The 26,113-nt window shown below is 53.5% G+C and carries 27 protein-coding genes; 14 read left to right on the top strand and 13 right to left on the bottom strand.

Annotated features, from left to right (window positions below; all coding sequences use genetic code 11):
- Positions 1-2: 2 nt before the first annotated feature.
- From trpCF to ACOTXT_RS13815, 6 genes are all read left to right on the top strand, one after another.
- Positions 3-1,361, top strand: a complete 1,359-nt coding sequence (gene trpCF / locus ACOTXT_RS13840; protein WP_021240307.1) for a bifunctional indole-3-glycerol-phosphate synthase TrpC/phosphoribosylanthranilate isomerase TrpF — start codon at positions 3-5, stop codon at positions 1,359-1,361.
- 10 nt (positions 1,362-1,371) lie between these two features.
- Positions 1,372-2,565 (top strand): tryptophan synthase subunit beta, encoded by a 1,194-nt coding sequence (gene trpB, locus ACOTXT_RS13835; RefSeq protein ID WP_008502804.1) that lies wholly within the window; start codon positions 1,372-1,374, stop codon positions 2,563-2,565.
- Positions 2,565-3,374 carry a tryptophan synthase subunit alpha gene (gene trpA, locus ACOTXT_RS13830; protein WP_045334893.1) on the top strand — a complete coding sequence of 270 codons (810 nt, stop codon included), beginning with the start codon at positions 2,565-2,567 and terminating at the stop codon, positions 3,372-3,374. The genes trpB and trpA overlap by 1 nt, the downstream gene beginning before the upstream one ends.
- A 181-nt stretch (positions 3,375-3,555) precedes the next feature.
- Positions 3,556-4,767, top strand: coding sequence for a selenium metabolism membrane protein YedE/FdhT (yedE, locus tag ACOTXT_RS13825; protein ID WP_008502802.1), 1,212 nt, complete (start codon positions 3,556-3,558; stop codon positions 4,765-4,767).
- A complete protein-coding gene (gene yedF, locus ACOTXT_RS13820; RefSeq protein WP_003856774.1) occupies positions 4,764-4,997 on the top strand; it encodes a sulfurtransferase-like selenium metabolism protein YedF in 234 nt (77 codons plus the stop codon). Before yedE ends, yedF begins: the two co-directional genes overlap by 4 nt.
- A gap of 126 nt (positions 4,998-5,123) precedes the next feature.
- The gene (locus tag ACOTXT_RS13815; RefSeq protein ID WP_071530987.1) at positions 5,124-5,462 is read left to right on the top strand and encodes a hypothetical protein; all 339 of its coding nucleotides are present in this window, start codon (positions 5,124-5,126) and stop codon (positions 5,460-5,462) included.
- A gap of 46 nt (positions 5,463-5,508) precedes the next feature.
- On the opposite strand, the gene ompW is transcribed toward ACOTXT_RS13815, so the two are convergent.
- The gene (gene ompW, locus ACOTXT_RS13810) at positions 5,509-6,141 is read right to left on the bottom strand and encodes an outer membrane protein OmpW (RefSeq protein ID WP_008502800.1); all 633 of its coding nucleotides are present in this window, start codon (positions 6,139-6,141) and stop codon (positions 5,509-5,511) included.
- 282 nt (positions 6,142-6,423) lie between these two features.
- On the opposite strand from ompW, the gene ACOTXT_RS13805 reads away from it, so the two are divergent.
- The 4 genes from ACOTXT_RS13805 (at position 6,424) to yciA (ending at position 8,693) form a co-directional block, all read left to right on the top strand.
- Positions 6,424-6,828 (top strand): YkgJ family cysteine cluster protein, encoded by a 405-nt coding sequence (locus tag ACOTXT_RS13805; RefSeq protein WP_021240310.1) that lies wholly within the window; start codon positions 6,424-6,426, stop codon positions 6,826-6,828.
- A gap of 25 nt (positions 6,829-6,853) precedes the next feature.
- Complete coding sequence (locus ACOTXT_RS13800) at positions 6,854-7,597, top strand: YciC family protein (protein ID WP_023292236.1); 744 nt, start codon at positions 6,854-6,856, stop codon at positions 7,595-7,597.
- Between the two features lie 56 nt (positions 7,598-7,653).
- Entirely contained in the window at positions 7,654-8,193 is a 540-nt protein-coding gene (locus tag ACOTXT_RS13795) for a septation protein A (RefSeq protein ID WP_021240312.1), read from the top strand.
- Between the two features lie 104 nt (positions 8,194-8,297).
- On the top strand, positions 8,298-8,693 hold the full coding sequence (gene yciA, locus ACOTXT_RS13790; RefSeq protein WP_008502796.1) for an acyl-CoA thioester hydrolase YciA: 396 nt from the start codon (positions 8,298-8,300) through the stop codon (positions 8,691-8,693).
- 38 nt (positions 8,694-8,731) lie between these two features.
- Here the strand turns inward: yciA and tonB are convergent, their stop codons facing one another.
- Positions 8,732-9,454, bottom strand: a complete 723-nt coding sequence (tonB, locus tag ACOTXT_RS13785) for a TonB system transport protein TonB (RefSeq protein ID WP_055321256.1) — start codon at positions 9,452-9,454, stop codon at positions 8,732-8,734.
- 220 nt (positions 9,455-9,674) lie between these two features.
- Here tonB and ACOTXT_RS13780 point away from each other — a divergent pair, with 220 nt between their 5' ends.
- Positions 9,675-9,971 (top strand): YciI family protein, encoded by a 297-nt coding sequence (locus ACOTXT_RS13780; RefSeq protein WP_008502794.1) that lies wholly within the window; start codon positions 9,675-9,677, stop codon positions 9,969-9,971.
- Positions 9,972-10,012: 41 nt separating this feature from the next.
- Here ACOTXT_RS13780 and ACOTXT_RS13775 read toward each other — a convergent pair whose 3' ends face one another.
- The 3 genes from ACOTXT_RS13775 to ACOTXT_RS13765 form a co-directional block, all read right to left on the bottom strand.
- Positions 10,013-10,966: a bifunctional helix-turn-helix transcriptional regulator/GNAT family N-acetyltransferase gene (locus tag ACOTXT_RS13775; RefSeq protein WP_055321255.1), complete on the bottom strand. Its 954-nt coding sequence runs from the start codon at positions 10,964-10,966 to the stop codon at positions 10,013-10,015.
- 93 nt (positions 10,967-11,059) lie between these two features.
- Positions 11,060-11,695, bottom strand: coding sequence for a leucine efflux protein LeuE (leuE, locus tag ACOTXT_RS13770; protein WP_008502792.1), 636 nt, complete (start codon positions 11,693-11,695; stop codon positions 11,060-11,062).
- Between the two features lie 110 nt (positions 11,696-11,805).
- Positions 11,806-11,979 carry a YciY family protein gene (locus ACOTXT_RS13765; protein ID WP_021240326.1) on the bottom strand — a complete coding sequence of 58 codons (174 nt, stop codon included), beginning with the start codon at positions 11,977-11,979 and terminating at the stop codon, positions 11,806-11,808.
- Positions 11,980-12,123: 144 nt separating this feature from the next.
- Here ACOTXT_RS13765 and cls point away from each other — a divergent pair, with 144 nt between their 5' ends.
- Positions 12,124-13,584 (top strand): cardiolipin synthase, encoded by a 1,461-nt coding sequence (gene cls / locus ACOTXT_RS13760; protein ID WP_008502791.1) that lies wholly within the window; start codon positions 12,124-12,126, stop codon positions 13,582-13,584.
- Between the two features lie 33 nt (positions 13,585-13,617).
- Entirely contained in the window at positions 13,618-13,947 is a 330-nt protein-coding gene (locus ACOTXT_RS13755; protein WP_006810881.1) for an HI1450 family dsDNA-mimic protein, read from the top strand.
- 31 nt (positions 13,948-13,978) lie between these two features.
- On the opposite strand, the gene ACOTXT_RS13750 is transcribed toward ACOTXT_RS13755, so the two are convergent.
- The 7 genes from ACOTXT_RS13750 to ACOTXT_RS13720 all read right to left on the bottom strand — a co-directional run bounded on the left by ACOTXT_RS13750 (position 13,979) and on the right by ACOTXT_RS13720 (position 21,865).
- Complete coding sequence (locus ACOTXT_RS13750; RefSeq protein ID WP_031274926.1) at positions 13,979-14,848, bottom strand: ion transporter; 870 nt, start codon at positions 14,846-14,848, stop codon at positions 13,979-13,981.
- A gap of 14 nt (positions 14,849-14,862) precedes the next feature.
- Positions 14,863-15,867: a murein tripeptide/oligopeptide ABC transporter ATP-binding protein OppF gene (oppF, locus tag ACOTXT_RS13745; RefSeq protein WP_421625325.1), complete on the bottom strand. Its 1,005-nt coding sequence runs from the start codon at positions 15,865-15,867 to the stop codon at positions 14,863-14,865.
- A complete protein-coding gene (locus tag ACOTXT_RS13740; RefSeq protein WP_023292231.1) occupies positions 15,864-16,877 on the bottom strand; it encodes an ABC transporter ATP-binding protein in 1,014 nt (337 codons plus the stop codon). The genes oppF and ACOTXT_RS13740 overlap by 4 nt, the downstream gene beginning before the upstream one ends.
- A gap of 11 nt (positions 16,878-16,888) precedes the next feature.
- Positions 16,889-17,797, bottom strand: a complete 909-nt coding sequence (gene oppC, locus ACOTXT_RS13735) for an oligopeptide ABC transporter permease OppC (protein WP_008502787.1) — start codon at positions 17,795-17,797, stop codon at positions 16,889-16,891.
- A gap of 12 nt (positions 17,798-17,809) precedes the next feature.
- The gene (gene oppB / locus ACOTXT_RS13730) at positions 17,810-18,730 is read right to left on the bottom strand and encodes an oligopeptide ABC transporter permease OppB (RefSeq protein WP_008502786.1); all 921 of its coding nucleotides are present in this window, start codon (positions 18,728-18,730) and stop codon (positions 17,810-17,812) included.
- A gap of 84 nt (positions 18,731-18,814) precedes the next feature.
- Positions 18,815-20,446, bottom strand: a complete 1,632-nt coding sequence (gene oppA, locus ACOTXT_RS13725) for an oligopeptide ABC transporter substrate-binding protein OppA (protein ID WP_008502785.1) — start codon at positions 20,444-20,446, stop codon at positions 18,815-18,817.
- 771 nt (positions 20,447-21,217) lie between these two features.
- A complete protein-coding gene (locus ACOTXT_RS13720; RefSeq protein ID WP_008502784.1) occupies positions 21,218-21,865 on the bottom strand; it encodes a YchE family NAAT transporter in 648 nt (215 codons plus the stop codon).
- Between the two features lie 478 nt (positions 21,866-22,343).
- Here ACOTXT_RS13720 and adhE point away from each other — a divergent pair, with 478 nt between their 5' ends.
- Complete coding sequence (adhE, locus tag ACOTXT_RS13715; RefSeq protein ID WP_021240331.1) at positions 22,344-25,022, top strand: bifunctional acetaldehyde-CoA/alcohol dehydrogenase; 2,679 nt, start codon at positions 22,344-22,346, stop codon at positions 25,020-25,022.
- A gap of 68 nt (positions 25,023-25,090) precedes the next feature.
- Here adhE and tdk read toward each other — a convergent pair whose 3' ends face one another.
- Positions 25,091-25,705 (bottom strand): thymidine kinase, encoded by a 615-nt coding sequence (tdk, locus tag ACOTXT_RS13710; protein WP_008502782.1) that lies wholly within the window; start codon positions 25,703-25,705, stop codon positions 25,091-25,093.
- Positions 25,706-26,113 lie beyond the last annotated feature (408 nt).

The following is a 26,113-nucleotide window of genomic DNA, read 5'->3' as shown; positions in this document are numbered from 1 at the left end:
GAATGCAGACCGTTTTAGCGAAAATCGTTGCCGATAAGGCCATCTGGGTGGAAGCCCGCAAGCAACAGCAGCCGCTTGCCAGTTTTCAGAATGACGTCGTCCCGAGCAGCCGTCGTTTCTATGACGCCCTGCAGGGTGCGCGCACCGCGTTTATTCTTGAGTGCAAAAAAGCCTCTCCCTCAAAAGGCGTTATTCGTGACGATTTCGACCCGGCGCGTATCGCCGGTATTTATAAGCATCATGCGTCGGCAATCTCCGTGCTGACGGATGAGAAATATTTCCAGGGCAGCTTCGATTTTCTGCCGATCGTCAGCGGCATCGCACCGCAGCCGATCCTGTGCAAAGACTTTATTATCGACCCGTATCAGATCTGGCTGGCGCGCTTTTACCAGGCCGACGCCTGCCTGCTGATGCTCTCGGTGCTTGACGACGAGCAGTATCGCCAGCTCTCTGCCGTCGCGCACAGCCTGAAGATGGGCGTGCTGACCGAAGTGAGCAACGAAGAGGAGCTGGAGCGCGCGATTGCGCTGGAAGCTAAAGTGGTCGGCATTAACAACCGCGATCTGCGTGACCTGTCCATTGACCTGAACCGCACGCGCCAGCTGGCGCCGCGGCTGGGCTCTGGCGTCACGGTCATCAGCGAATCCGGCATTAACAGCTACGCCCAGGTGCGCGAGCTGAGCCACTTCGCCAACGGTTTCCTGATTGGCTCCGCCATGATGGAACATGACGATCTCAATGCGGCAGTACGTCGCGTGCTGCTGGGTGAGAACAAAGTCTGCGGTTTAACCCGCGAACAGGACGCCCAGGCCGCGTATGAAGCCGGAGCGATTTATGGCGGGCTGATTTTTGTGGATTCCTCTCCTCGCGCGGTCAGCGAAGAGCAGGCGCGTAAGGTCATCGCCGCGGCACCACTCAGCTATGTTGGCGTGTTCCGCAATGCGGATATCGCCGAGGTGGTTGAAAAAGCCGACGCGTTATCCCTCACCGCGGTGCAGCTTCACGGCGATGAAGATCAGGCCTATATCGATGCCCTGCGCGCCACGCTGGCACCGCAGGTACAGATCTGGAAAGCGCAACGCGTTGACGATACGTTGCCCCCGCGTAACCTGAACCACGTGGATAAATACGTCCTCGATAACGGTCAGGGCGGAACCGGCCAGCGTTTTGACTGGTCTCTGCTGAACGGCGAAAAGCTGGACAACGTCCTGCTGGCGGGCGGATTAAGCCCGGACAACTGTGTAGAAGCCGCGAAAACCGGCTGCGCAGGCCTCGATTTCAATTCAGGCGTAGAGTCCCAGCCGGGTAGTAAAGATGCCAGCAAACTGGCCTCGGTTTTTAAAACTCTGCGTGCATATTAAGGAAGAGAAGATGACGACATTACTTAACCCGTATTTTGGTGAGTTCGGCGGGATGTACGTCCCGCAAATCCTGATGCCCGCGCTGCGCCAGCTGGAAGAAGCGTTTGTGAGCGCGCAGAAGGATCCGGCATTTCAGGCGGAATTTACCGACCTGCTGAAAAACTATGCAGGCCGCCCAACGGCCCTGACCAAATGCCGCAATCTGACGGAAGGCACGAAAACCACGCTGTATCTTAAGCGTGAAGACCTGCTGCACGGCGGCGCGCACAAGACTAACCAGGTGCTGGGCCAGGCGCTGCTTGCGAAGCGTATGGGCAAAACCGAAATTATCGCCGAAACCGGCGCAGGCCAGCACGGCGTGGCCTCGGCGCTCGCCAGCGCCCTGCTCGGCCTGAAATGCCGCATCTATATGGGGGCGAAAGACGTTGAGCGTCAGTCTCCGAACGTCTTCCGTATGCGTCTGATGGGTGCGGAAGTGATCCCGGTGCACAGCGGCTCCGCGACGCTGAAGGATGCCTGTAACGAAGCGCTGCGCGACTGGTCTGGCAGCTACGAAACCGCGCACTATATGCTCGGTACCGCGGCGGGCCCGCACCCGTTCCCGACCATCGTGCGTGAATTCCAGCGCATGATCGGGGAAGAGACCAAAGCGCAGATCCTCGAAAAAGAGGGTCGTCTGCCGGATGCGGTCATCGCCTGCGTCGGCGGCGGGTCAAACGCCATCGGCATGTTCGCAGACTTTATCGACGACACCCGCGTGGGTCTGATTGGCGTCGAGCCTGCGGGTCACGGCATTGAATCGGGTGAACACGGCGCGCCGCTGAAGCATGGCCGCGTGGGGATCTACTTCGGCATGAAATCCCCGATGATGCAGACCGATGAAGGCCAGATTGAAGAGTCTTACTCTATCTCCGCTGGCCTCGACTTCCCATCCGTCGGACCGCAGCACGCCTATCTGAACAGCACCGGTCGTGCGGACTATGTCTCCATTACCGATGACGAAGCGCTGGAAGCGTTCAAAACGCTGTGCCGCAGCGAAGGGATCATCCCGGCGCTGGAGTCTTCACACGCTCTGGCCCATGCGCTGAAAATGATGAAAGACAATCCGGAAAAAGAGCAGCTGCTGGTGGTCAACCTTTCCGGACGCGGTGACAAAGATATCTTCACCGTTCACGATATTCTGAAAGCACGAGGGGAAATCTGATGGAACGCTACGATAACGTATTTGCAGAACTGAAATCCCGCCAGGAAGGCGCGTTCGTTCCCTTCGTCACCCTGGGCGATCCGGGCCCTGAACAGTCGCTGAAGATCATCGACACCCTGATTGAAGCCGGTGCCGATGCGCTGGAGCTGGGGATCCCGTTCTCTGACCCGCTGGCGGATGGCCCGACTATCCAGAATGCGACGCTGCGCGCGTTTGCCTCGGGCGTGACGCCAACCCAGTGCTTCGAAATGCTGGCGGCGATCCGTCAGAAGCACCCCACTATCCCGATTGGCCTGCTGATGTACGCCAACCTCGTGTTCAACCGCGGTATCGATGAATTTTACGCCGAGTGCGCACGCGTGGGCGTCGACTCTGTTCTGGTCGCCGACGTGCCGGTCGAGGAGTCCGCGCCGTTCCGCCAGGCGGCGATGCGTCACAACGTCGCCCCGATTTTCATCTGCCCGCCGAACGCCGATGACACACTGCTGCGCCAGATAGCCTCTTACGGGCGCGGTTACACGTACCTGCTCTCCCGCGCAGGCGTGACCGGTGCCGAGAATAAAGCGGCCCTGCCGCTGCATCATCTGGTGGAAAAGCTGGCCGAGTACCATGCCGCGCCGCCGCTGCAGGGCTTCGGGATCTCCTCTCCAGACCAAGTCACCGCGGCGATTGACGCGAAGGCCGCAGGTGCCATTTCCGGCTCTGCGATTGTGAAGATCATCGAGAAGAACGTGGACAAGCCCGAGCAGATGCTGGCCGAGCTGAAGGCGTTTGTGACCGCCATGAAGGCGGCGACGCGTAAAGCCTGACCCCTCCACCGTCTGGCACCCTTGCCAGACGGTTACCTTTTCTTCCCCGTCTTCAACAAAGAATGACATCAAAATTGATCCTATCGATATTTTCGGTGTGAATGGCTTTTCAAACTGTCGTGTAAGCGTATGATCTGGTTTCTTTTTTATCTTTAATCCTTCTGAGTTCAGAGGCTTATTCATGTCATGGCAATCCTTCAAACAGGCTTACCTGGTTAAGTTCTGGTCACCCGTTCCGGCCGTTATCGCGGCAGGCATTCTCTCTACTTATTATTTTGGCATAACCGGCACCTTCTGGGCCGTGACCGGCGAGTTCACCCGCTGGGGTGGTCAATTGCTGCAACTCGCTGGCGTGCATGCCGAAGAGTGGGGTTACTTTAAACTCATTCATCTGGACGGCACCCCGCTTACCCGCATCGACGGGATGATGATTATCGGCATGTTCGGCGGCTGTTTCGCGGCCGCGCTGTGGGCAAATAACGTTAAGTTGCGTATGCCCAAAAGCCGGATCCGCATTTTGCAGGCGGTTGTCGGCGGCATGATTGCCGGTTTCGGCGCGCGTCTGGCGATGGGGTGTAACCTTGCCGCCTTCTTTACCGGGATCCCGCAGTTTTCGCTTCACGCCTGGTTCTTTGCCGTCGCCACGGCCATCGGCTCTTACTTTGGCGCAAAATTCACCCTGCTGCCGCTGTTTCGTATTCCAGTGAAAATGACAAAAGTCAGCGCAGCGTCTCCGTTGACCCAGAAGCCCTCTCAGGCCCGCCGCCGTTTCCGCCTCGGAATGCTGGTCTTTTTCGCCATGGTGGCATGGGCGCTCTGCACCGCCCTGAACCAGCCTAAGCTCGGTCTGGCGATGCTGTTCGGTGTGGGTTTTGGTCTGCTCATTGAACGCGCGCAGATCTGCTTTACCTCCGCGTTTCGCGATATGTGGATCACCGGGCGCACGATGATGGCGAAAGCGATTATCGCCGGGATGGCGGTCAGCGCCATCGGCATCTTCAGCTATGTCCAACTGGGCGTCGAACCGAAAATCATGTGGGCCGGTCCTAACGCGGTCATTGGCGGTCTGCTGTTCGGCTTCGGGATCGTGCTGGCTGGCGGGTGTGAAACCGGCTGGATGTATCGCGCCGTGGAAGGCCAGGTGCACTACTGGTGGGTGGGTCTGGGAAATGTGATTGGCTCGACGATCCTGGCGTACTGCTGGGATGACGTGTCACCCGTCCTGGCTACCCGGTGGGATAAGGTTAATCTGCTGAATACCTTCGGGCCTCTCGGCGGCCTGCTCGTCACCTACGCCCTGTTGTTGGTCGCTTTTTTACTGGTCGTCGCACAGGAGAGACGTTTCTTCCGCCGTGCGGGCGTTAAAACAGAAACGCAGGAGAATGCAGCATGAAAGAGATCGTGCCTGATTATCGTCTGGATATGGTTGGCGAGCCCTGTCCATATCCGGCGGTGGCTACGCTTGAAGCGCTGCCGCAGCTTAAGAAAGGTGAAATTCTGGAGGTGGTCAGCGACTGCCCGCAGTCCATCAACAACATACCGCTGGATGCGAAAAACCACGGTTATACGGTGCTGGATATCCAGCAGGATGGCCCAACCATTCGCTATCTGATTCAAAAATGATCGCTAAGGGCCTCGTCAGGGGCCTTTATCGCATTGAATTATAAGACATCTTGATCCACGGCAAAAACGTTATTTATGACTTAAGTAAAATCTCATTTCCCTTTTGAAAGAGGTTTTCGCGGTTTGATGTATTTACGAGCTTTACTGGTCTTCGCCTTATTGATTCCCTTCCACGCGCTGTCCCTGAATTTCTCTTCTACTTTCCTGCGTCTTAATTGTCCGCAAAGAGGACTTGTCGAGGTTATTCTGCACGTTTATGACCACACTCAGGAACGGTGGCGCGGCCATTTTGAAACCGGTGCGGGGCATAAACGTGCGGGTGATACCGAAATGATCCCGTTTGCCAACGGCGATATTCTCTTCCATTCCGTATCCAGCGACGCTTTCAGCTATTTATATGATGGGGAAACGATCCTGAGGCACTGCGTAAAGCTCGATGAGCGGCCGGTTTATCCGTCGTTTTGACGTGAGCAAAGCAAACTGGCCACCCTGTGGCCAGTTTGACGGGGGATCAGAAACGATAACCCGCAGAGAACATAAACACCCACGGATCCAGACGAGTGCTGATACTTTGCTGCTGGCCGCCCGCCTTGAAGCGTACGTCCGTATCAATATCCATATACCAGACCGAGGCGTTGATCAGCCAGTCGCGGTTAATCAGATAATCCAGGCCAACCTGCCCCGCCATGCCCCACGAATCTTTCAGGCTGAGATCCGTCAGACCCGCCTCTTTACCGGTATCGTTGAATTTCTCATCAAAGAAGGTGGTGTAGTTCACACCGGCGCCAATATATGGACGCACCTTGCTGCTTGAGTCGCCGAAGTACCACTGCGCCATCAGCGTTGGCGGTAAATGGTGAACCGTGGCGATATCACCGGTTGGCCCGAGGCCCACGCGATGACGGAACGGCGTTGCGGCCAGAAGCTCAACGCCCACGTTATCCGTCGCCATATAGGTGAAGGTTAAACCTAACTGGGTGTTATTACTGACGTTAAAACCGCCCATTCCCAGCACGTTATCCGAACCTTCAGTTGGGCGAGCCGTAGCCGAACCGGCACGAATAAAGAATTCGCCTGCTTCATGCGCATACGCGCCGCCAGAGAGACTGCTTAATACAAGGGCTGCCACCGCTAATTTTTTCATATCCGCTCCATCGTTGTGGTTTTAATCGCGGATGAGAATATACTCACAAAAGAGTAATAAGTGATCTGCCACAGATCACATTAAAACCAGTAACTTAACATTCATTGATCTGGATTAATTTTTTGTTACGCACTCAAAACCAATAAGTTGTTTCCATGTCAATTTTTGGCATTTCACGGTTACAAAATTTTCCCTTTTCCCCCTCTTGCTCTTCCTCTGGCAGCTGGATAATTTATCGCTCTCACAAATTGATTTGATGCGTTCTTCTTTTGCAGGTGTGCCATGAGTGATATCAACCCGTGCATGACGTGCGGAGCCTGTTGTGCGTATTTTCGAGTCTCTTTCTATTGGGCCGAAGCCAGCGATGGCGGTGGTACCGTTCCGGTTCATCTTACCGAGCCGTTAACCCCCTTTTTGCGCTGCATGAGCGGCACGAACCAAAAGCAGGCCCGCTGTGTGGCGCTACAGGGTGAGCCTGGGGTCTCGACCCGATGTTCCATCTATGAGGATCGCCCCAGCCCGTGCCGGGAATTTGCCATGTCGGGGGAAGATGGCCAGGTCAATGAAGCCTGTAACCGCGCCCGCGCGCGGGTTGGATTACCGCCGCTTTACAAAGATATGCTTTTCCATACAAGCCTTGATGCTGCCACAGCAGGTGCATCCGGTGTACAATTGCCGGCTAATTAACACCTGCAATACTCAAGGAGAGTGCATGTCTATCACGGCGAAGTCTGTCTACCGTGACACGGGAAACTTTTTCCGCAATCAGTTCATTACCTTTTTACTGATCGCGTTGCTTTGTGCCTTTATCACGGTGGTGCTGGGCCATGCCTTCTCACCGAGTGAAGAACAGATTGCCAGCCTGAGCCAGGGCGACCATCTTGCGGGTAGCGTGGGGTTGTTTGAGCTGGTGCAAAATATGACGCCGGAGCAGCAGCAAATCCTGCTGCGCGCCTCTGCTGCGTCCACGTTCTCAGGCCTGATTGGTAATGCAATTCTGGCGGGCGGCGTTTTGCTGATGATTCAGCTGGTATCGGCGGGTCACCGCGTCAGCGCCTTACGCGCGATTGGTGCGAGTGCACCGGTCTTACCTAAGCTGTTTATCCTGATCTTTTTAACCACGATGCTGGTGCAAATGGGGATTATGCTGGTCGTGGTGCCGGGCGTTTTACTGGCTATCGTGCTCGCATTTGCGCCGGTGATGGTTGTGCAGGATAAGATGGGAATTTTTACCGCGATGCGCAGCAGCATCAGACTGGCATGGGCTAATATGCGTCTGGTGGCGCCCGCCGTGATCGGCTGGCTGCTGGCCAAAACGCTCCTGTTATTGTTTGCACCGAATTTTGCGGTATTAACGCCTAACGTCGGCGCCGTGGTGGCGAATACGCTGAGCAATCTCATTTCAGCGGTACTGCTCGTCTATCTGTTCCGCCTGTATATGTTAATTCGTCAGTAATCCCGAGGCGGGGGGCATCTCTGTCTCCCGCCCCGCTCAGAAGATGGAATCACAGAATGAAGCAGTTTCTTGATTTTTTACCGCTCGCGGTGTTTTTCGCTGTCTATAAGTTGTACGACATTTTTGCTGCAACAAAAGCGTTAATCGTTGTGACCGCCGTTGTGCTGATCTACAGCTGGATTCGCTATCGCAAAGTCGAAAAAATGGCGCTTATCACGTTCGTTTTAGTGGCGGTGTTCGGTGGATTGACCATTGCCTTGCATGATGTTGAATTTATTAAGTGGAAGGTGACTGTTATTTATGCGTTGTTTGCAGCAGCATTACTGTTCAGTCAATGGTTCATGAAAAAGCCCCTTATCCAGAGCATGTTAGGTAAAGAACTCACGCTGCCGCAGGTGGTCTGGTCGCGTCTGAATACCGCATGGGCAATCTTCTTTATTCTCTGCGGTCTCGCTAATATCTATATCGCCTTCTGGCTGCCGCAGGATATCTGGGTCAACTTTAAGGTCTTTGGCCTGACCGCGCTGACGCTTATCTTCACGCTGTTAAGCGGCATATACATCTATCGTCATATGCCGCAGGACGACAACCACTGATTACTGGCTGACCAGAACGTCAACGACGGGCGTTCTGGTCTATTCTCTCCGCACGCGAATCATAGTAGCATCCCGCCTGAAGTCTTCCGTTACGAGTTAAAACAATGACAACAACTAACGCCCCTCAGGGCGAACTGGTTTTACGCACACTGGCAATGCCCGCTGACACCAATGCCAATGGCGATATTTTTGGCGGCTGGCTGATGTCGCAGATGGATATGGGCGGCGCAATTCTGGCAAAAGAGATTGCCCACGGGCGCGTGGTCACCGTGAGAGTGGACGGCATGACCTTCCTGCGCCCGGTTGCGGTGGGTGATGTGGTTTGCTGCTACGCGCGCTGCGTGAAGCGCGGTAATACCTCCATTTCCATCAACATCGAAGTCTGGGTGAAGAAAGTCTCTTCTGAGCCGATTGGGCAACGCTATAAGGCCACTGAAGCGCTGTTTATTTATGTTGCCGTGGACAGCGAGGGTAAACCTCGTCAACTTCCACAGGCCTGATCGACAGGCAAAAAAAAGCCTCCTTTCGGAGGCTTTTTTTATTCCATCTGCGCCCCGCCGTTCAGGCGGAAAACAATATTGACGATCAATCCGCTACCCGGCTTGCCTGGCTCATAGCGCCATCTGCGCATAGCAGATTTCACTTCGCGCTCAAACATATTAGAAGGTTGCGCAGACAAGATTTCCACGTTATCCACGCGGCCATCCGCAGTGACGTCAAATTTCACCCGTACGCGGCCTTCAATACGCAAGGCCTGAGCTCGCGCCGGATACTGAGGCTGATTGCGGCTTACGGCGCGCGGGCCCGCTGGCGCGGTTACGGTTGGCTTTGACGTCGTTGCCGTATTGTTCATCACCGGACGTGAAGGCGCTGCATTTTCGAGCGGCTGGGTCGCGCGCGGTTCAACCGGACGTTCCTCGCGTTTCGGACGCTCCTCGACCTTCTTCACCGGCTTTGGCTTCGGCTTAGGTTTTGGCTTCGGTTCAGGTTTGTGGATCACCACCGGGGCTTCCTTCGGTGGCTCCGGAACGGGCTCGGGTTCTGGCTCCGGTTCAGCCACCGGCTGTGGCGGCGGAGGGGCAACCTGCGGCGGTTCAAGATCCGCTGGCGATACCATCGTCACCGAAATCGGCTGCGCGGGCGCGGGCATTTCAATAACCTGATGAACCGAGGTATACAGCAGACCCGCCACAACGGCACCGTGAATCACGACAGAAAGCAGCGTCGGCCAGGGAAAGCGGCGAGGTAAATCAAGGGTCATCGAAGTCATATTTATCAACGTTAAAAAACCGAACCCTGATTTTAAATGCAAATAGCAATCATATTCAATAAGACACTTTGCTCTGGCGCAATTTTAGCGCCCGAGAGGCCAAAAAAGGCGCATACAGATCAGGGTATTAACATTGTTTTTATTTTACATTGCAGTCGTTTGCCCTTTCACATAACGTAACTGACACTTTTACCGGTTAAGGAGCTTCGCCGTGTTTTACGTGATTTACTCTGAAGATGTTGCTGATTCGCTCGAAAAACGCCAGTCTGTGCGCCCTGCGCATCTGGCACGTTTGCAGTTGCTTCAGGATGAAGGCCGATTACTGACCGCTGGCCCCATGCCTGCAGTAGACAGCAACGATCCGGGTGCTGCCGGTTTCTCCGGCTCCACGGTCATTGCTGAGTTTGAATCCCAGGAAGCCGCTCAGGCCTGGGCTGACGCAGACCCGTACGTTGCAGCGGGCGTGTATGCAAAAGTGACGGTGAGACCGTATAAAAAAGTGTTCTGATACCAAAGCGGCTCCGAAAGGAGCCTTTTTTAGGATGGCGATTACGCGCCGCTGTGCCGGGTAAACTGCTGCTCTGTAATAAGGCTTCCCCACTGATCGCCTTCCCACTCTTTTACCAGCGTAAACCCATACGACTCGTACAGACGCCTGGCGGCGGTCAGCTTATTGAACGTCCAGAGGTGCACAGCTGAAAAACCAGCGCTGTCGCAGAACCGCATCGCTTCATTCAGCAGTTTTTTCCCCACGCCGTGCCCCCGGCAGCCATCATCAAGAATAAACCAGCGAAGATGGGCTTCACCCGGCGCCAGATCCTCGCCATCTATCGCCACCGAGCCGACAATTTTGTCGTTGAGTACCGCCAGCCAAATCTGGTTACAGGGCTTCTCCAGTCTTTCACTAAACTCAGCCAGCCCCGAAGCCACTTTGGCCTCGAAAAAGCGACCAAAATTATGCTCCCGCGAATAATAACTGCCATGCATCTCCGCGATACGGCCAATCATGCCCGGGATATACCCCTGCACTATCTTCAGCTCATCGGGCTGCATATCATTGCCCGCCTCCCGACACGCCAGCAGCGCGTTGGCATAAAGGGAGAGCCCCTCAGAAATGGTCTGCTGCTGGGCAGGAGCAAGACGTTTTATTGCTGTGACCACGCGCTCATTGCTGAAGGCATTAATTTTACTGACCGTCTCGTGACCCTTCGCGGTCAGCCTGAGGCTCTTTGCTCTCGCATCCTCGGTAGAAATGACCTCCTCGAGTTCGCCTGCGGCAATCAGGCGAGCCAGCATCCGGCTGACGCTGGACTTTTCCAGGCCCAGCAGCTGTACCAGCTGACTCGCCGTCATCTCTTTTCGTAGGGCAATTTCGACCAGAGTATGGACGGCCGAAGGCGAATAATTCGTTGAGGCCAGGGTAGAACCCATAAAACCTAACTCTCGCACCATCAGGCGCGAGGAACGTCGAATAACACTGACTACCGGGGTTTCGCTGTGCATGTTATGTCCTCACCATTTAGTTGTGCTATACAACTAAATGGTGAGGGATTGTCAAACAGAATGAAAAAGGCTCCCTCAGGAGCCTTTCATACATCAGTGCAGCGACGCCAACCTCGCCGCAAACCCGACAAACAGCAGCCCTATCAGCCCGTTCCCCAGCTTTGCCAGTTTCTTTTTCGTTTTGAGATAGCGCGTGACAAATGCACCGGAGAAGATCAGGAAGCTCATATACATGAAGCTTATCAACTCAAGCGTCGTCGCGAGGATAAGGAAAGAGGTACCGGTGTTCTGCGCATTCACGTCGATGAACTGAACAAAGAACGAGACGTAGAACAGAATCGCTTTTGGATTCGTCAGGCTCAGCACCAGCGAACGTTTCATGATCGTGCTGGCAGGCTCGGTGCCGCTTTCCTGAGCGTGATTCTGGCGGGTAATGACCGACCAGAGCATTTTGCCGCCCAGCCACAGCAGGTAGAAGGCGCCGAGATAGCGCACGATATTAAACAGTACCGGCGTGGTCTGGATTAATGCCGCGACGCCCGCCCAGGCAAGAAACATCAGCACCGCATCGCCGATAAATACACCCGTGGCGGCAAGGTACCCTTTTTTAACGCCGTGTCCAATTCCCGTTTTAAGCACAAACAGGGTATTCGGCCCCGGTACCAGCACGATAAAAAACGCGCCAACAACATACGTCCAGAAATTCAGTACGCCAAACTCCGCAAACACTTCTTCTCCCTCCTTTTGCTCAGCACAGCAGGAATAGCGCTGCAACGACGCTATCCCAAAAATCAGACCTTATAAAATCAGCGGGCACCATTACGGTGCCCTCATGGTACTCAGATATCCTGGACGGCGAACAGCAACGCGTTGCGGTGCCGGGTCATTCCACATTTTCTGATGGCGTGAATACGCATATTGCGGCGGGATTGTGCTTCCAGCCAACGAGCCTTGCGACGACTCACCTGTCGCAACATGCGCCAGCGCCCTACTTCTGTTCTACTGCGCTTCATGTCTACAACTCTTTCTCTAACAGAGATGCCATTATAAACCCAACCCGGCTGCAAACCAGCGCTTTTACCTGGCGTTTTTATTTGCCAGATGAATCCTGATGCGTACACTCATAACAATACGCTTTCAAAAGGATTTTTTTACCTATGACAACCTTCTACACCGTGGTGAGTTGGCTGGTCATTTTGGGATACTGGCTGTTAATCGCGGGTGTGACGTTACGCATCCTGATGAAGCGCAGAGCCGTACCCTCTGCCATGGCCTGGCTTCTGATCATCTATATCCTGCCGCTGGTGGGAATTATCGCCTATCTCTCTTTCGGTGAGCTTCATCTCGGTAAACGCCGCGCCGAGCGGGCCCGCGCCATGTGGCCCTCCACCGCGAAGTGGCTGAACGACCTTAAAGCCTGCAAGCATATCTTTGCCGAGGAGAACAGCAGCGTCGCCTCGTCACTGTTTAAGCTGTGCGAGCGCCGTCAGGGGATTGGTGGCGTTAAGGGTAATCAGCTCCAGCTGCTAACCTCGTCCGACGACGTTATGCAGGCGTTAATCCGCGATATCCAGCTGGCGCGTCATAATATCGAGATGGTTTTCTATATCTGGCAGCCCGGCGGGATGGCTGACCAGGTCGCGGAATCCCTGATGGCCGCGGCGCGACGCGGCATTCACTGCCGTCTGATGCTGGACTCTGCGGGCAGCGTGGCATTTTTCCGCAGTCCCTGGGCAGGGATGATGCGCAATGCCGGTATCGAGGTGGTTGAGGCGCTGAAGGTTAACCTCCTGCGCGTGTTTCTGCGCCGGATGGACCTTCGTCAGCACCGTAAAATGATCATGATCGATAACTATATTGCCTACACCGGCAGCATGAACATGGTTGACCCGCGCTTTTTTAAACAGGACTCGGGCGTGGGTCAGTGGGTGGATTTGATGGCGCGCATGGAGGGGCCGATTGCCACCTCGATGGGCATCGTCTACTCCTGCGACTGGGAGATAGAGACCGGCAAACGCATCCTGCCGCCACCGCCGGACGGCAATATTATGCCGTTTGAAGAGGCCAGCGGTCACACTATTCATACCATTGCTTCCGGGCCGGGCTTCCCGGAGGATTTGATTCATCAGGCGCTGCTGACGGCGACCTACTCGGCGCGTGAATATCTGATCATGACGACGCCCTACTTTGTTCCCAGCGATGACCTCCTGCACGCGATCTGTACCGCGGCGCAGCGCGGCGTCGATGTGAGCATTATTTTGCCGCGCAAAAATGACTCCCTTCTGGTGGGCTGGGCCAGCCGGGCATTCTTTAGCGAACTGCTGGCTGCAGGGGTGAAGATCTACCAGTTCGAAGGTGGACTGCTCCACACCAAGAGCGTGCTTGTCGACGGCGAGTTAAGCCTGGTGGGAACGGTGAACCTGGATATGCGCAGCCTGTGGCTCAACTTTGAAATCACGCTGGTTATTGATGATGCCGGCTTTGGCGGCGATCTCGCGGCGGTGCAGGATGATTATATCTCCCGCTCCCGCCTGCTTGATGCCAGACTGTGGGTAAAACGTCCGCTGTGGCAGAGAATTGCCGAACGACTGTTTTACTTCTTTAGTCCGTTGCTGTAAAACGTGCCCAACGATGTTAAACAGGTAGTCATCATGGAAATGGATCTGAACAATCGCCTGACCGAAGACGAAACGCTCGAGCAGGCCTATGACATTTTTCTCGAACTGGCGGTTGATAACCTCGATCCCGCAGACGTGATCCTCTTTAATTTGCAGTTCGAAGAGCGCGGCGGTGCCGAACTGTTCGACCCTTCAGAAGACTGGGCTGAGCATGTGGATTTCGACCTGAACCCTGACTTCTTCGCCGAAGTGGTTATCGGGCTGGCCGATGAAGACGGTGGCGAAATTAATGATATCTTCGCTCGCGTCCTGCTCTGCCGTGAGAAAGACCACAAGCTGTGCCATATTCTCTGGCGCGAATAATAAAAAAGGCTGCGATTGCAGCCTTTTTTATTTACTCCGGCAACGGATTCCCACAGCGGTGACAAAAACGCGCGTTGAGTTCATGTTCCCCCTGATGACATCGCGGACATTTGCGCTGCTGCTTCCGGCTCTGAAATGCGCTACTCATGTGCGTGGTAATCAGCCCGGTCGGAATGGCAATGACCGAATAGCCAATCAAAATAAGCACTGAGGCCACAATTCGCCCCAGCGGCGTATGGGGCGTGATATCCCCGTACCCCACGGTCGTTACGGTCACGATCGCCCAGTAGACGGACGCATTGAGCGTCGTAAAGCCATATTTCGGCCCCTCAATCAGATACATCAGTGCGCCAAAAACAATCATGACAATGGCAATAAACGAATAGAACAGAATAAGCTGATGACGGGCGCTGACGATTGCGCTCCAGAATATGCGCAGTGAGGGCATAAAGCGCAGTAATTTCAGAATACGTAATACGCGAATAACGCGCATCGCTCGCCAGGCAAAGACATAGCTCAGGCTGATTTCCGGCCACAGCCACATGACGTAGAGCGGCAGAATGGTGGCTAAATCGATAAATCCCCAGAAGCTGAAAACATATCGGGCCGGGTTAGGCCAGGCAATCACTCGGAGGAGATATTCAGCGGTAAACACCAGGGTAATCGCCAGCTCAAGCCAGACAAAGACATGCCATTCGTCAAACGTCAGGTGGTATTGCGTCCCGGCACCCGATTCAATAAAGATGATAACCACGCTGAGGAGCGCAAATAAACCACAAAGACCCTCGAAGCGCCGTCCGGATACCGTTTCAGGATCGAATAAAACATGATAAAGCCGCCGACGGGCTGACGTGAATAAACGCGACACAGTGACCTCGCAAAAAATAAGGGCTGACATCATGTCAGCCCTTGCGATTATAACGGGTCTACTTTCAGGCAGGAAACCGCATGTCGGAAACTGCCTTCCAGAACCGGCCGCGTTTTCGCACATTCCGGCCCGGCCATAGGGCAGCGCGTGCGGAAGACACAGCCCGACAGCGGGTTAATCGGTGAAGGCAATTCCCCTTCCAGAAGCTGGATGGTCTTATTCTTTTCCAGATCGGGATCGGGGATCGGCACTGCCGACATCAGCGCTTTGGTGTAAGGGTGCAGCGGATTGTGGTACACCTCGTCATAGGTGCCCAGCTCCACGGCGTGCCCAAGATACATCACCAGCACGCGGTCAGAGATGTGTTTCACCACGGCCAGGTCATGCGCGATGAAGATCAGCGACAGCCCCATTTCGCGCTGCAGCTTCTGCAGCAGGTTAACCACCTGCGCCTGAATGGAGACGTCGAGCGCGGAAACCGGCTCATCACAGATAATCAGCTTCGGTTCGAGGATCAGGGCGCGTGCAATACCAATACGCTGACACTGACCGCCGGAGAACTCGTGAGGATAGCGGTTGATGAGGTTAGGCAACAGTCCAACTTTCAGCATCATCGCCTTTACGCGATCGCGCACTTCCTGGCGGGACATCTTCGGATGATAGGTACGCAGCGGCTCGGCAATAATCTCACCGATGGTCATACGCGGGTTTAACGACGCCAGCGGATCCTGGAAAATCATCTGGATATCGCTGCGCACGTCGCGCCACTCGTCGGGCTTCATGCCCAGCAGATCTTTACCCAGCCAGGCCACTTTGCCGTCGGTGGCTTTTACCAGACCGATAATGGCGCGCGCAAAGGTCGATTTACCGCAGCCGGACTCGCCCACTACGCCCAGGGTTTCCCCTTCATACAGGCGCAGCGTGACGCCGTCCACCGCTTTCAGGGTCTTCGACGGCTGCCAGAACCACTGTTTGCCGTCCTTGATGTCGAAATGCACTTTAAGGTCAGCAATTTCGAGCAGGACATTGCGTTTTTCATCTAATGCGTTCATACCAGCTCCTCCTGCGGCTTAAAGCAGGCGCGCAGACGGCCTGGTGCAAACTCTTCCAGCGGCGGTGCGCTATTGCAGATTTCCATCGCGTGCGGACAGCGCGGCTGGAACGGACAGCCTTTCGGCAGGCGCAGCAGGTTTGGCGGGTTGCCCGGAATGGTCAGCAGGGATTCCCCTTCCGCATCGAGACGCGGCACCGCGTTCAGCAGGCCGATCGAGTAAGGATGGGCTGGCTGATAGAACACCTCACGCGCTTTGCCGTATTCCATGGTACGACCGGCATACATCACCAGCACTTTGTCACAGATGCCCGCCACCACGCCCAGGTCGTGGGTGATCATGATAATCGCCGTGTTGAACTCACGCTTCAGCTCGTTCAGCAGGGTCATGATTTGCGCCTGAACGGTAACGTCCAGCGCGGTGGTCGGTTCGTCGGCAATCAGCAGTTTTGGCCGGCACAGCAGCGCCATCGCAATCATCACGCGCTGACGCATACCGCCGGAGAACTCGTGCGGGAACATGCGCATACGCTTGCGCGCTTCCGGCATTTTCACCGCATCGAGCATTTTGACCGACTCTTCAAAGGCTTCGGCTTTGCCCAGACCTTTATGCAGCATCAGCACTTCCATCAGCTGCTCACCGACGCGCATGTACGGGTTCAACGAGGTCATCGGATCCTGGAAAATCATCGAGATCTGCTCGGCGCGCAGCTTGTTCAGCTCGTGCTCCGGCAGGTTGAGGATTTCACGACCGTTGAATTTCGCGGAACCGCCAATCACACCGTTAGCGGCCAGCAGGCCCATTAACGCAAAGGCGGTCTGGGATTTACCGGAACCAGATTCCCCCACGATACCGAGCGTTTCACCCGCGCGCAGGTTGAAGTTAAGATCGTTCACGGCGGTCACATCCCCGTCCGGGGTCTTAAAGGTGACGCGAAGATCTTTTACGTCCAGCAGAAGGTCGCTCCGCTGCTGCGCCTGTGGCGCGGTTGCCGTTTCAATCATTGTCATGACGGCGCTCCTTAACGGTCTTTCGGGTCGAGGGCATCACGCAGGCCATCGCCGATAAAGTTAAAACAAAACAGGGTAACGACCAGGAAACCCGCCGGGTATAACAGCAGCCACGGTGATACTTCCATTGAGTTTGCACCATCACTCAGCAGCGCGCCCCAGCTGCTCAGCGGCTCTTGCGTACCCAGACCGAGGAAGCTCAGGAAGGATTCAAACAGGATCATGCTTGGCACCAGCAGTGAGGCATAGACCACCACCACGCCCAGCACGTTAGGAACGATATGGCGAACCACAATATTCCCGGTAGAGACACCGCCGACCTGCGCGGCTTCGATAAACTCTTTGCGTTTGAGGCTCAGCGTCTGGCCGCGAACAATACGCGCCATATCCAGCCAGGACACCATCCCGATGGCCACGAAGATCAGCAGGATATTCTGACCAAAGAAGGTCACCAGCAGGATGACGAAGAACATAAACGGGAAGGAGTTCAGGATTTCCAGCAGACGCATCATCACCGAGTCCACTTTGCCGCCAAGGTAGCCGGACAGTGAGCCGTAGAGCGTCCCGACGATCACCGCCACCAGCGCGGCAGCAATCCCGACCATCAGCGAGATACGCCCGCCGATAGCGACGCGCACCAGCAGGTCACGTCCGGAGGAGTCCGTGCCAAAATAGTGGCCAGACTCCATATCCGGCGCGCTGGACATCATGCCCCAGTCGGTGTCGAAATAGGTAAATTGCGACAGCATCGGGGCCAGGGTCACAAACAGCGCGATGATCACCAGCACCACCAGACTCGCCACCGCCGCGCGGTTGTGCATAAAGCGACGACGCGCGTCCTGCCAGAGGCTACGACCTTCCACTTCCAGTTTTTCACTGAAGTTTTCCAGCGCCTCGCTGTTTTTCTTACTCAACATCATGGCGTGCTCCAGTTAGTAACGGATTTTCGGGTCGATGACGGCATACAGCACATCGACGATAGCGTTAAAGAGAATGGTCAGCGCACCGACGAGAATGGTCAGGCTCAGTACTAGCGAATAGTCGCGGTTAAGCGCGCCGTTCACAAACAGCTGGCCAATGCCCGGCAGGCCGTAAATGGTTTCGATAACCATCGAGCCGGTGATGATCCCGACGAATGCTGGTCCCATGTAGGAGAGCACGGGCAACAGCGCCGGTTTGAGCGCGTGGCGGAAGATAATCCGACGCATCGGGAGCCCTTTCGCGCGCGCGGTACGAATGAAGTTCGAGTGCAGCACTTCGATCATTGAACCACGGGTGATACGCGCGATACTGGCGATGTACGCCAGGGATAATGCCACCATCGGCAAAATCATGAACTTTAATGCCCCGCCGTTCCAGCCGCCGCCAGGCAGCCACTTCAGCGTAATGGCAAATATCATCACCAGTAATGGCGCGACAACGAAGCTGGGTATGACTACCCCGGTCATTGCCACCCCCATTACGGCATAATCCCATTTGGTATTTTGTCTGAGCGCGGCGATGACGCCTGCGGTGACCCCGAAAACAATGGCCAGAATGAATGCCGCTGCACCCAATTTCGCCGAAACCGGGAAGCTGGACGCCACCAGGTCGTTAACGGAATAGTCTTTATATTTAAATGACGGTCCAAAATCACCGTGGGCCAGCTGCTTCAGGTAATTGAAGTACTGGGTAGAGATAGGATCGTTTAAGTGGTATTTCGCTTCGATATTCGCCATCACTTCTGGCGGCAGCGTACGCTCACCGGTAAATGGACTTCCCGGCGCAAGGCGCATCATGAAGAAGGAAATCGTGATGAGAATAAATAGCGTTGGAATCGCTTCAAGACAGCGACGTAGGATAAATTTCAACATTGCCCGTACCTTCTGGCGTGTGCCTATATAATGTGACGTTGGTTAGACACCGTGGAGCGAGCACGCCCGCCCCACTCATTGCCATTAATGCTTGATAATATACAAGTTTTTAACGTAGATATTATCCATCGGGTCTTTACCGGTGTACCCACCTACCCACGGTTTCACCAGACGGGCGTTAACGTAGTAGTAAACCGGAACGATCGCGGAATCTTTATCCAGCTGCTGCTCAGCTTTAGAGTACAGTTCAGTACGCTGTGCTTCGTCAGTGGTTTTCAGCGTGTCGGCAATCAGCTTGTCAAACGCCGGGCTCTTATAGTGCGCGGTGTTGTTTGAGCTGTCGCTCAGCATGGTGTTCAGGAAGGAGGTCGGTTCGTTATAGTCCGCACACCAGCCGGCACGCGCCACGTCAAAGGTGCCCTGATGACGGCTGTCGAGGAAGGTCTTCCACTCCTGGTTCTCCAGCTTCACGTTCGCGCCCAGGTTCTTTTTCCAGATCGAGGCGACGGCGATAGCCAGTTTTTTGTGCAGATCGGAGGTGTTGTACAACAGGCTGAAGGTCAGCGGCTTATCGGCGGTATAGCCCGCTTCGGCCAGCAGTTTCTTCGCTTCTGCGTTACGCTGTTCCTGCGTCTGTTTGAACCAGTCTGGCTCGGTCAGTTTTGCGCCATCGGTGTATGGAGGGGTATAGCTGTATGCCGGCAGATCGCCCTGGTTTTTCACTTTGTTCACGATGATATCGCGATCCAGTGCCAGCTTCAGCGCAGTACGAACACGTACGTCGGTGAACGGTGCTTTCTGGTTGTTGATTTCATAGTAGTAGGTGCACAGGTACGGGTCGACGTGAACTTCTTTTGGGATCTCTTTCTTCAGCTTCTGGAACAGTTCAATCGGCATGTTGTTATAGGTCATGTCGATTTCGCCGCTGCGGTAGCGGTTGACGTCAGTCACTTCGGAAGAAATTGGCAGGTAGGTCACCTGATTAATGACGGTTTTAGCGTTGTCCCAGTATTGCGGGTTACGCTCAAGCACCATACGCTCGTTGACCACCCAGTCTTTCAGCTTATAGGCGCCGTTGGTCACGATATTGGCAGGCTGGGTCCATTTTTCACCAAATTTTTCCACCGCGGATTTTGGTACCGGGGAGACGGACGGGTGAACCAGCAGCTTATAGAAGTACGGAACAGGTTCGCTCAACGTGACTTCGAAGGTATTGGCATCGATCGCCTTAACGCCCAGATCGGTGATCGGTTTTTTGCCCGCGATGATGTCATCAATATTGGCAATATGGCCATATTGCAGGTAGCTCGCATACGGGGAGGCGGTCGTTGGATTCGCCAGACGCTGCCAGCTATAAACGAAATCTTCAGCCGTGACCGGCGTACCGTCGGACCATTTCGCATCTTTACGCAGATGGAAGGTCCAGACTTTGAAATCTTTGTTTTCCCATTTTTCTGCCACGCCCGGTGCCGGGTGGCCGTCAACGTCAGTTACCAGCAGGCCTTCGAACAGGTCGCGGTTAACGTTAGACTCAGGAACACCTTCAATTTTGTGCGGGTCAAGAGACTGAACTTCCGCACCGTTGTTACGCACCAGCGTCTGCTTCTCCGCCAGCTGAACACCTGCAGGAACGTCCGCAGCCATTGCAGCGTTTCCCGCGATTAGCGCAGTTAAAATCCCCGCCGCTACCAGATTTTTTTTTGTGATGATGGACATTGTGTTGATACTCCACTCATTATAATGACTGGCCTTCGCCAGCTGTGTAATCCCCTGTTGGGGCCTGTACAGCGCAGGAGTTTTTTTTGCTGCTGTCAGGTTCTTCTTTTACTGCTTGCTATCACCGACTTTTTTATTACTGACCGCTCGTATGGCAGTCTTGCGTCGATTCTTTACAGGCCTCCCCTGTTTGAGACCTGTTCTGGATATCCGAGATGAGAACCATATGAAAATAATTCTCATCTGATTGTTTTATGCTGCAAAATATTAGGCCGGAAAGTATCAAATGGCGTAATCGTGCGCCAATACATTTTGCAAATTTGTTAAGCAATTCTCTTTTACGGTGAGTACCGTATCGTTGAGGGCAGCCCTGCCGGACATCGAACATCACTATAAAGACATGATATTCAATAGGATAGAGAAAATTTTCTCTACAAGCGCGTCGCTGCGCTATCATCGTGTGATTTTGTACAAAAATTTAACAACTGGTTATTATTTAGCACATTCATCTAGGGGAATGTTGAAATTACTAATATCATTTCGGTTATCTCTCAGCAAGCCCCAGAGTATCATGTGAGTAAAATAACAGAGCGATCGAAGATTTTCTGCGCAGGCGGGGTAAGGCGGAATTAATAACCTATTGAAATACAAGAAATGAACATTATTAGTAGAATTTATTATGATATGTGAGCATTTCAACTTTAGTTATATGATTTGCTGATAATCACGTAAAAAAAACGGAGCCGTCGCTCCGTTCTTTCATATGAAGTATTAATGCAATAATCCGGGGAAAATGCTTTTAATACCCGTTACGATGAATTCGATCCCTAACGCCATCAGCAACAGGCCCATGATACGCGTAATGACGTTGATGCCCGTCTGACCCAGCAAGCGCACCAGCCAGGGTGCCATGCGGAACACGCCCCAACAGCAGAGCGCAAAAATGGCAATAGCCACGGAAAAGCCAATCAGGTGCATCAGGCTATGATAACGCGTGCCCCAGACAATGGTTGAACTGATGGCCCCAGGACCGGCCATCAGCGGTAAGGCCAGCGGCACCACGCCAATGCTTTCGCGGATGGCGGTTTCTGACTTCTCTTGCTTATTCTGCTTATCCTCGCCCAGCTTACCGCTGATCATGGACATGGCGATGGTCACCACCAGGATCCCACCTGCAATGCGGAAAGAATCTATCGAAATCCCGAAAAGCTGGAGAATCGTGTCGCCGAGAAAAAGAGAGGTGAGCAATATGATCGCCACCGACAGGTTAGCGGTGAGGTTGGTCTTATTCCTGGCCGCCGCTGTCTGGTAACTCGTCATACTAATGAAGACAGGAATGATCCCCACCGGGTTGACCAGGGCAAACAAACCAATAAAAAATTTAAAATACGTTGGAAAATCAAAGAGCGTTTGGATCACGTTTTGCTCCGCTTATACATATGCCCTGGACTGACAATTTGTCATGAGAAATCGCGCTGAAGATACCCTTTTTATCAGCATACTTCACTTGAAATCTGTACCAAAACGTTATCATTTCAGGATGTTAAACATTTGTATAATCAATGATAGTGCCGCTTCCAATACTTACGTAATTATTTAACACTGGAAAAATCAGCACGAAATAACCCTGCTGAAAGGTATCAGCTTAGGGGGAAATTGACGCAGATCATGATTTCCGTACTCAGAAGTGAGTAATCTTGGTTACACCCCCAGGGAGGCCACCTGCCAAAAAGGGATGATGCTAAGGTAAGGCTCTTTTAGTAAATTAGTGTGCTGGTGTACAAAGTAACTCTTTGTTTTATTTTGTGTTACGCAAGTGCTATCGGCTCTGTCTATACTGTGTGACGTATCGAGCGCTGGTTTACTAAAAGAGTTTAAACATTATCAGGAGAGCATTATGGCTGTTACTAATATCGCTGAACTGAACGCCCTCGTCGAGCGCGTGAAAAAAGCCCAGCGTGAATATGCCAATTTCACCCAAGAACAGGTTGATAAAATCTTCCGCGCGGCCGCACTGGCTGCTGCAGATGCTCGAATCCCTCTCGCTAAAATGGCCGTTGCCGAATCCGGCATGGGTATCGTTGAAGATAAAGTGATCAAAAACCACTTTGCTTCAGAGTATATCTACAACGCCTATAAAGATGAGAAAACCTGTGGCGTGCTGTCTGAAGACGACACCTTCGGTACTATCACCATCGCTGAACCTATCGGCATTATCTGCGGTATCGTTCCGACCACTAACCCAACGTCTACCGCTATCTTCAAATCACTGATTAGCCTGAAGACCCGTAACGCAATCATCTTCTCTCCACACCCACGTGCGAAAGACGCGACCAACAAAGCTGCAGATATCGTCCTGCAGGCCGCTATTGCTGCGGGTGCACCAAAAGACCTGATTGGCTGGATCGACCAACCTTCTGTTGAGCTGTCCAACGCGCTGATGCATCACCCGGATATTAACCTGATTCTGGCGACCGGTGGTCCAGGCATGGTTAAAGCTGCATACAGCTCCGGTAAACCGGCTATCGGTGTTGGCGCAGGTAACACCCCTGTTGTTATCGACGAAACTGCTGACATCAAACGTGCTGTCGCGTCTGTACTGATGTCTAAAACCTTCGATAACGGTGTAATCTGTGCATCTGAACAGTCTGTTGTGGTTGTGGATTCCGTATATGACGCGGTTCGCGAACGTTTCGCCAGCCACGGCGGCTACCTGCTGCAGGGCAAAGAGCTGAAAGCGGTTCAGGACATCATCCTGAAAAATGGCGCGCTGAACGCCGCTATCGTGGGTCAGCCAGCCTACAAAATTGCTGAACTCGCAGGCTTTACCGTTCCGGCAACCACCAAAATCCTGATCGGTGAAGTGAAAGTTGTTGACGAAAGCGAGCCGTTCGCACACGAAAAACTGTCTCCTACGCTTGCCATGTACCGTGCGAAAGATTTCGAAGAGGCGGTAGAGAAAGCGGAGAAGCTGGTTGCCATGGGCGGTATCGGTCACACCTCTTGTCTGTACACTGACCAGGATAACCAGCCAGAGCGTGTTGCTCACTTCGGTCAGATGATGAAAACCGCACGTATCCTGATCAACACCCCTGCTTCTCAGGGTGGTATCGGTGACCTGTACAACTTTAAACTCGCACCTTCCCTGACTCTGGGTTGTGGTTCCTGGGGTGGTAACTCCATCTCTGAAAACGTTGGTCCAAAACACCTGATCAACAAGAAAACCGTTGCTAAGCGAGCTGAAAACATGTTGTGGCACAAACTTCCGAAATCTATCTACTTCCGCCGTGGCTCTCTGCCAATCGCGCTGGATGAAGTGATTACTGATGGCCACAAACGTGCGCTCATCGTGACTGACCGTTTCCTGTTCAACAACGGCTACGCTGACCAGATCACCTCTGTGCTGAAAGCGGCTGGTGTCGAAACTGAAGTGTTCTTCGAAGTTGAAGCTGACCCAACCCTGAGCGTGGTACGTAAAGGTGCTGAACTGGCTAACTCCTTCAAACCAGATGTGATTATCGCACTGGGTGGTGGTTCCCCAATGGACGCCGCGAAAATCATGTGGGTGATGTACGAGCATCCAGAAACTCACTTCGAAGAACTGGCGCTGCGCTTTATGGATATCCGTAAACGTATCTACAAGTTCCCGAAAATGGGCGTAAAAGCGAAAATGATCGCGGTCACCACCACTTCCGGTACCGGTTCAGAAGTCACGCCATTCGCGGTAGTAACAGACGATGCAACCGGTCAGAAATACCCACTGGCTGACTATGCGCTGACGCCAGACATGGCTATCGTTGATGCGAACCTGGTCATGGAGATGCCGAAGTCTCTGTGTGCGTTCGGTGGTCTGGATGCGGTAACTCACGCCCTGGAAGCCTACGTTTCTGTACTGGCATCTGAGTTCTCTGACGGTCAGGCTCTGCAGGCTCTGAAACTGCTGAAAGAAAACCTGCCAGCGTCCTACAACGAAGGGTCTAAAAACCCTGTAGCACGTGAACGTGTCCACAGTGCCGCAACCATCGCCGGTATCGCGTTTGCCAACGCCTTCCTGGGTGTTTGCCACTCAATGGCGCACAAACTGGGCTCACAGTTCCACATTCCTCACGGTCTGGCGAACGCCCTGCTGATCAGCAACGTTATCCGTTATAACGCTAACGACAACCCAACCAAGCAGACTGCTTTCAGCCAGTACGACCGTCCACAAGCACGTCGTCGCTATGCTGAAATCGCTGACCACCTTGGTCTGAGCGCACCGGGCGACCGTACTGCTGCCAAGATTGAGAAACTGCTGGCATGGCTGGAAAGCCTGAAAGCTGAACTGGGTATTCCTAAGTCAATCCGTGAAGCGGGCGTACAGGAAGCTGACTTCCTTGCTCACGTAGATAAGCTGTCTGAAGATGCATTCGATGACCAGTGTACTGGTGCTAACCCGCGCTACCCACTGATCTCCGAGTTGAAACAGATTCTGCTGGATACCTACTACGGTCGTGAGTTCAAAGAAGGTGACGTTGCCGCTGTGAAAACAGAAGCACCTGTCATTAAAGCTGACAAGAAAGCGAAGAAAAGCGCTTAATTGATATCAGCAGATGAAAAACCCGCCTTTATGGCGGGTTTTTTTATGTGTGAATAATAAGCCAGACGTTATTTTCTGTTGTCGTGCTGAATCGCCGTCAGCGAGCCTACAGACAGCGCTTCTTTATAATGCTTACGGCAGACCGAAACATAGCGTTCATTGCCGCCTATCACCACCTGCTCACCATCTGCATAAGGTTTTCCGGCCTGGTCAAGACGAAGTACCATACTGGCTTTACGACCGCAGAAGCAGATCGTTTTCAGTTCGACAAGTTTATCCGACCAGGCGAGCAAATACTGGCTCCCTTCAAAAAGCTCGCCGCGGAAATCCGTGCGCAGGCCATAACACAGCACGGGGATATCAAGCTCATCGACTACCTCTGACAGGGCATGGACCTGTTCACGCGTCAGAAACTGGCTTTCATCGACCAGGACACAATGAATGGGCTGCGCAGCATGTTCTGCACGAATGTCTTCAAACAAATCGGTTTTCGGGTTAAACAGCCTTGCTGGCGACGAGAGCCCTATTCTGGAGCTCACCTTCCCCGCGCCAAAGCGATCGTCAATTTCCGCCGTATAAACAACGGTACGCATCCCTCGCTCCTGGTAATTGTACGAGGATTGCAGCAGCGCGGTGGATTTCCCGGCATTCATTGCCGAATAGTAGAAATAAAGTTGTGCCATTGGCCGTAAAACCCTAATCAATGTGTAATATTCCCGATGAGTCATTGTACCATATTTTGTCTGGTCATCAGCGATGCAGCGCACAGAGGATGCAGTTCAGTACGGCGTTCAGTACCGTCTGTTTAACAAAATAACCCGTTAAAACATGAAGTAAACGCATTCAGCCAGACGACGAGGTTATAAGTTCAACCAAACATAACACTTCTTTTTATAGTGGAATCCGTGTTCTTTAAGATTCACTATTTATTAACTATTTCAGGCTTAACACCAGGGTTGAGAACTAAGGAAGGTGCGAATAAGTCCGAGATGTGAGATCATCGTGTTGTAACCTGAACCCAGAATGAGTAACCGGATGAGCCAGCAACTGACTTTTGCCGACAGTGAGTTTTCCAGTAAACGCCGCCAGAC

It is taken from the genome of Enterobacter cloacae complex sp. IR5422 (genome assembly GCF_049238165.1).
GTDB classification, from domain to species: Bacteria; Pseudomonadota; Gammaproteobacteria; order Enterobacterales; family Enterobacteriaceae; genus Enterobacter; species Enterobacter roggenkampii.
Note: the sequence above shows the minus strand (reverse complement) of the source record. Positions and strands in the feature narration are given on the sequence as shown.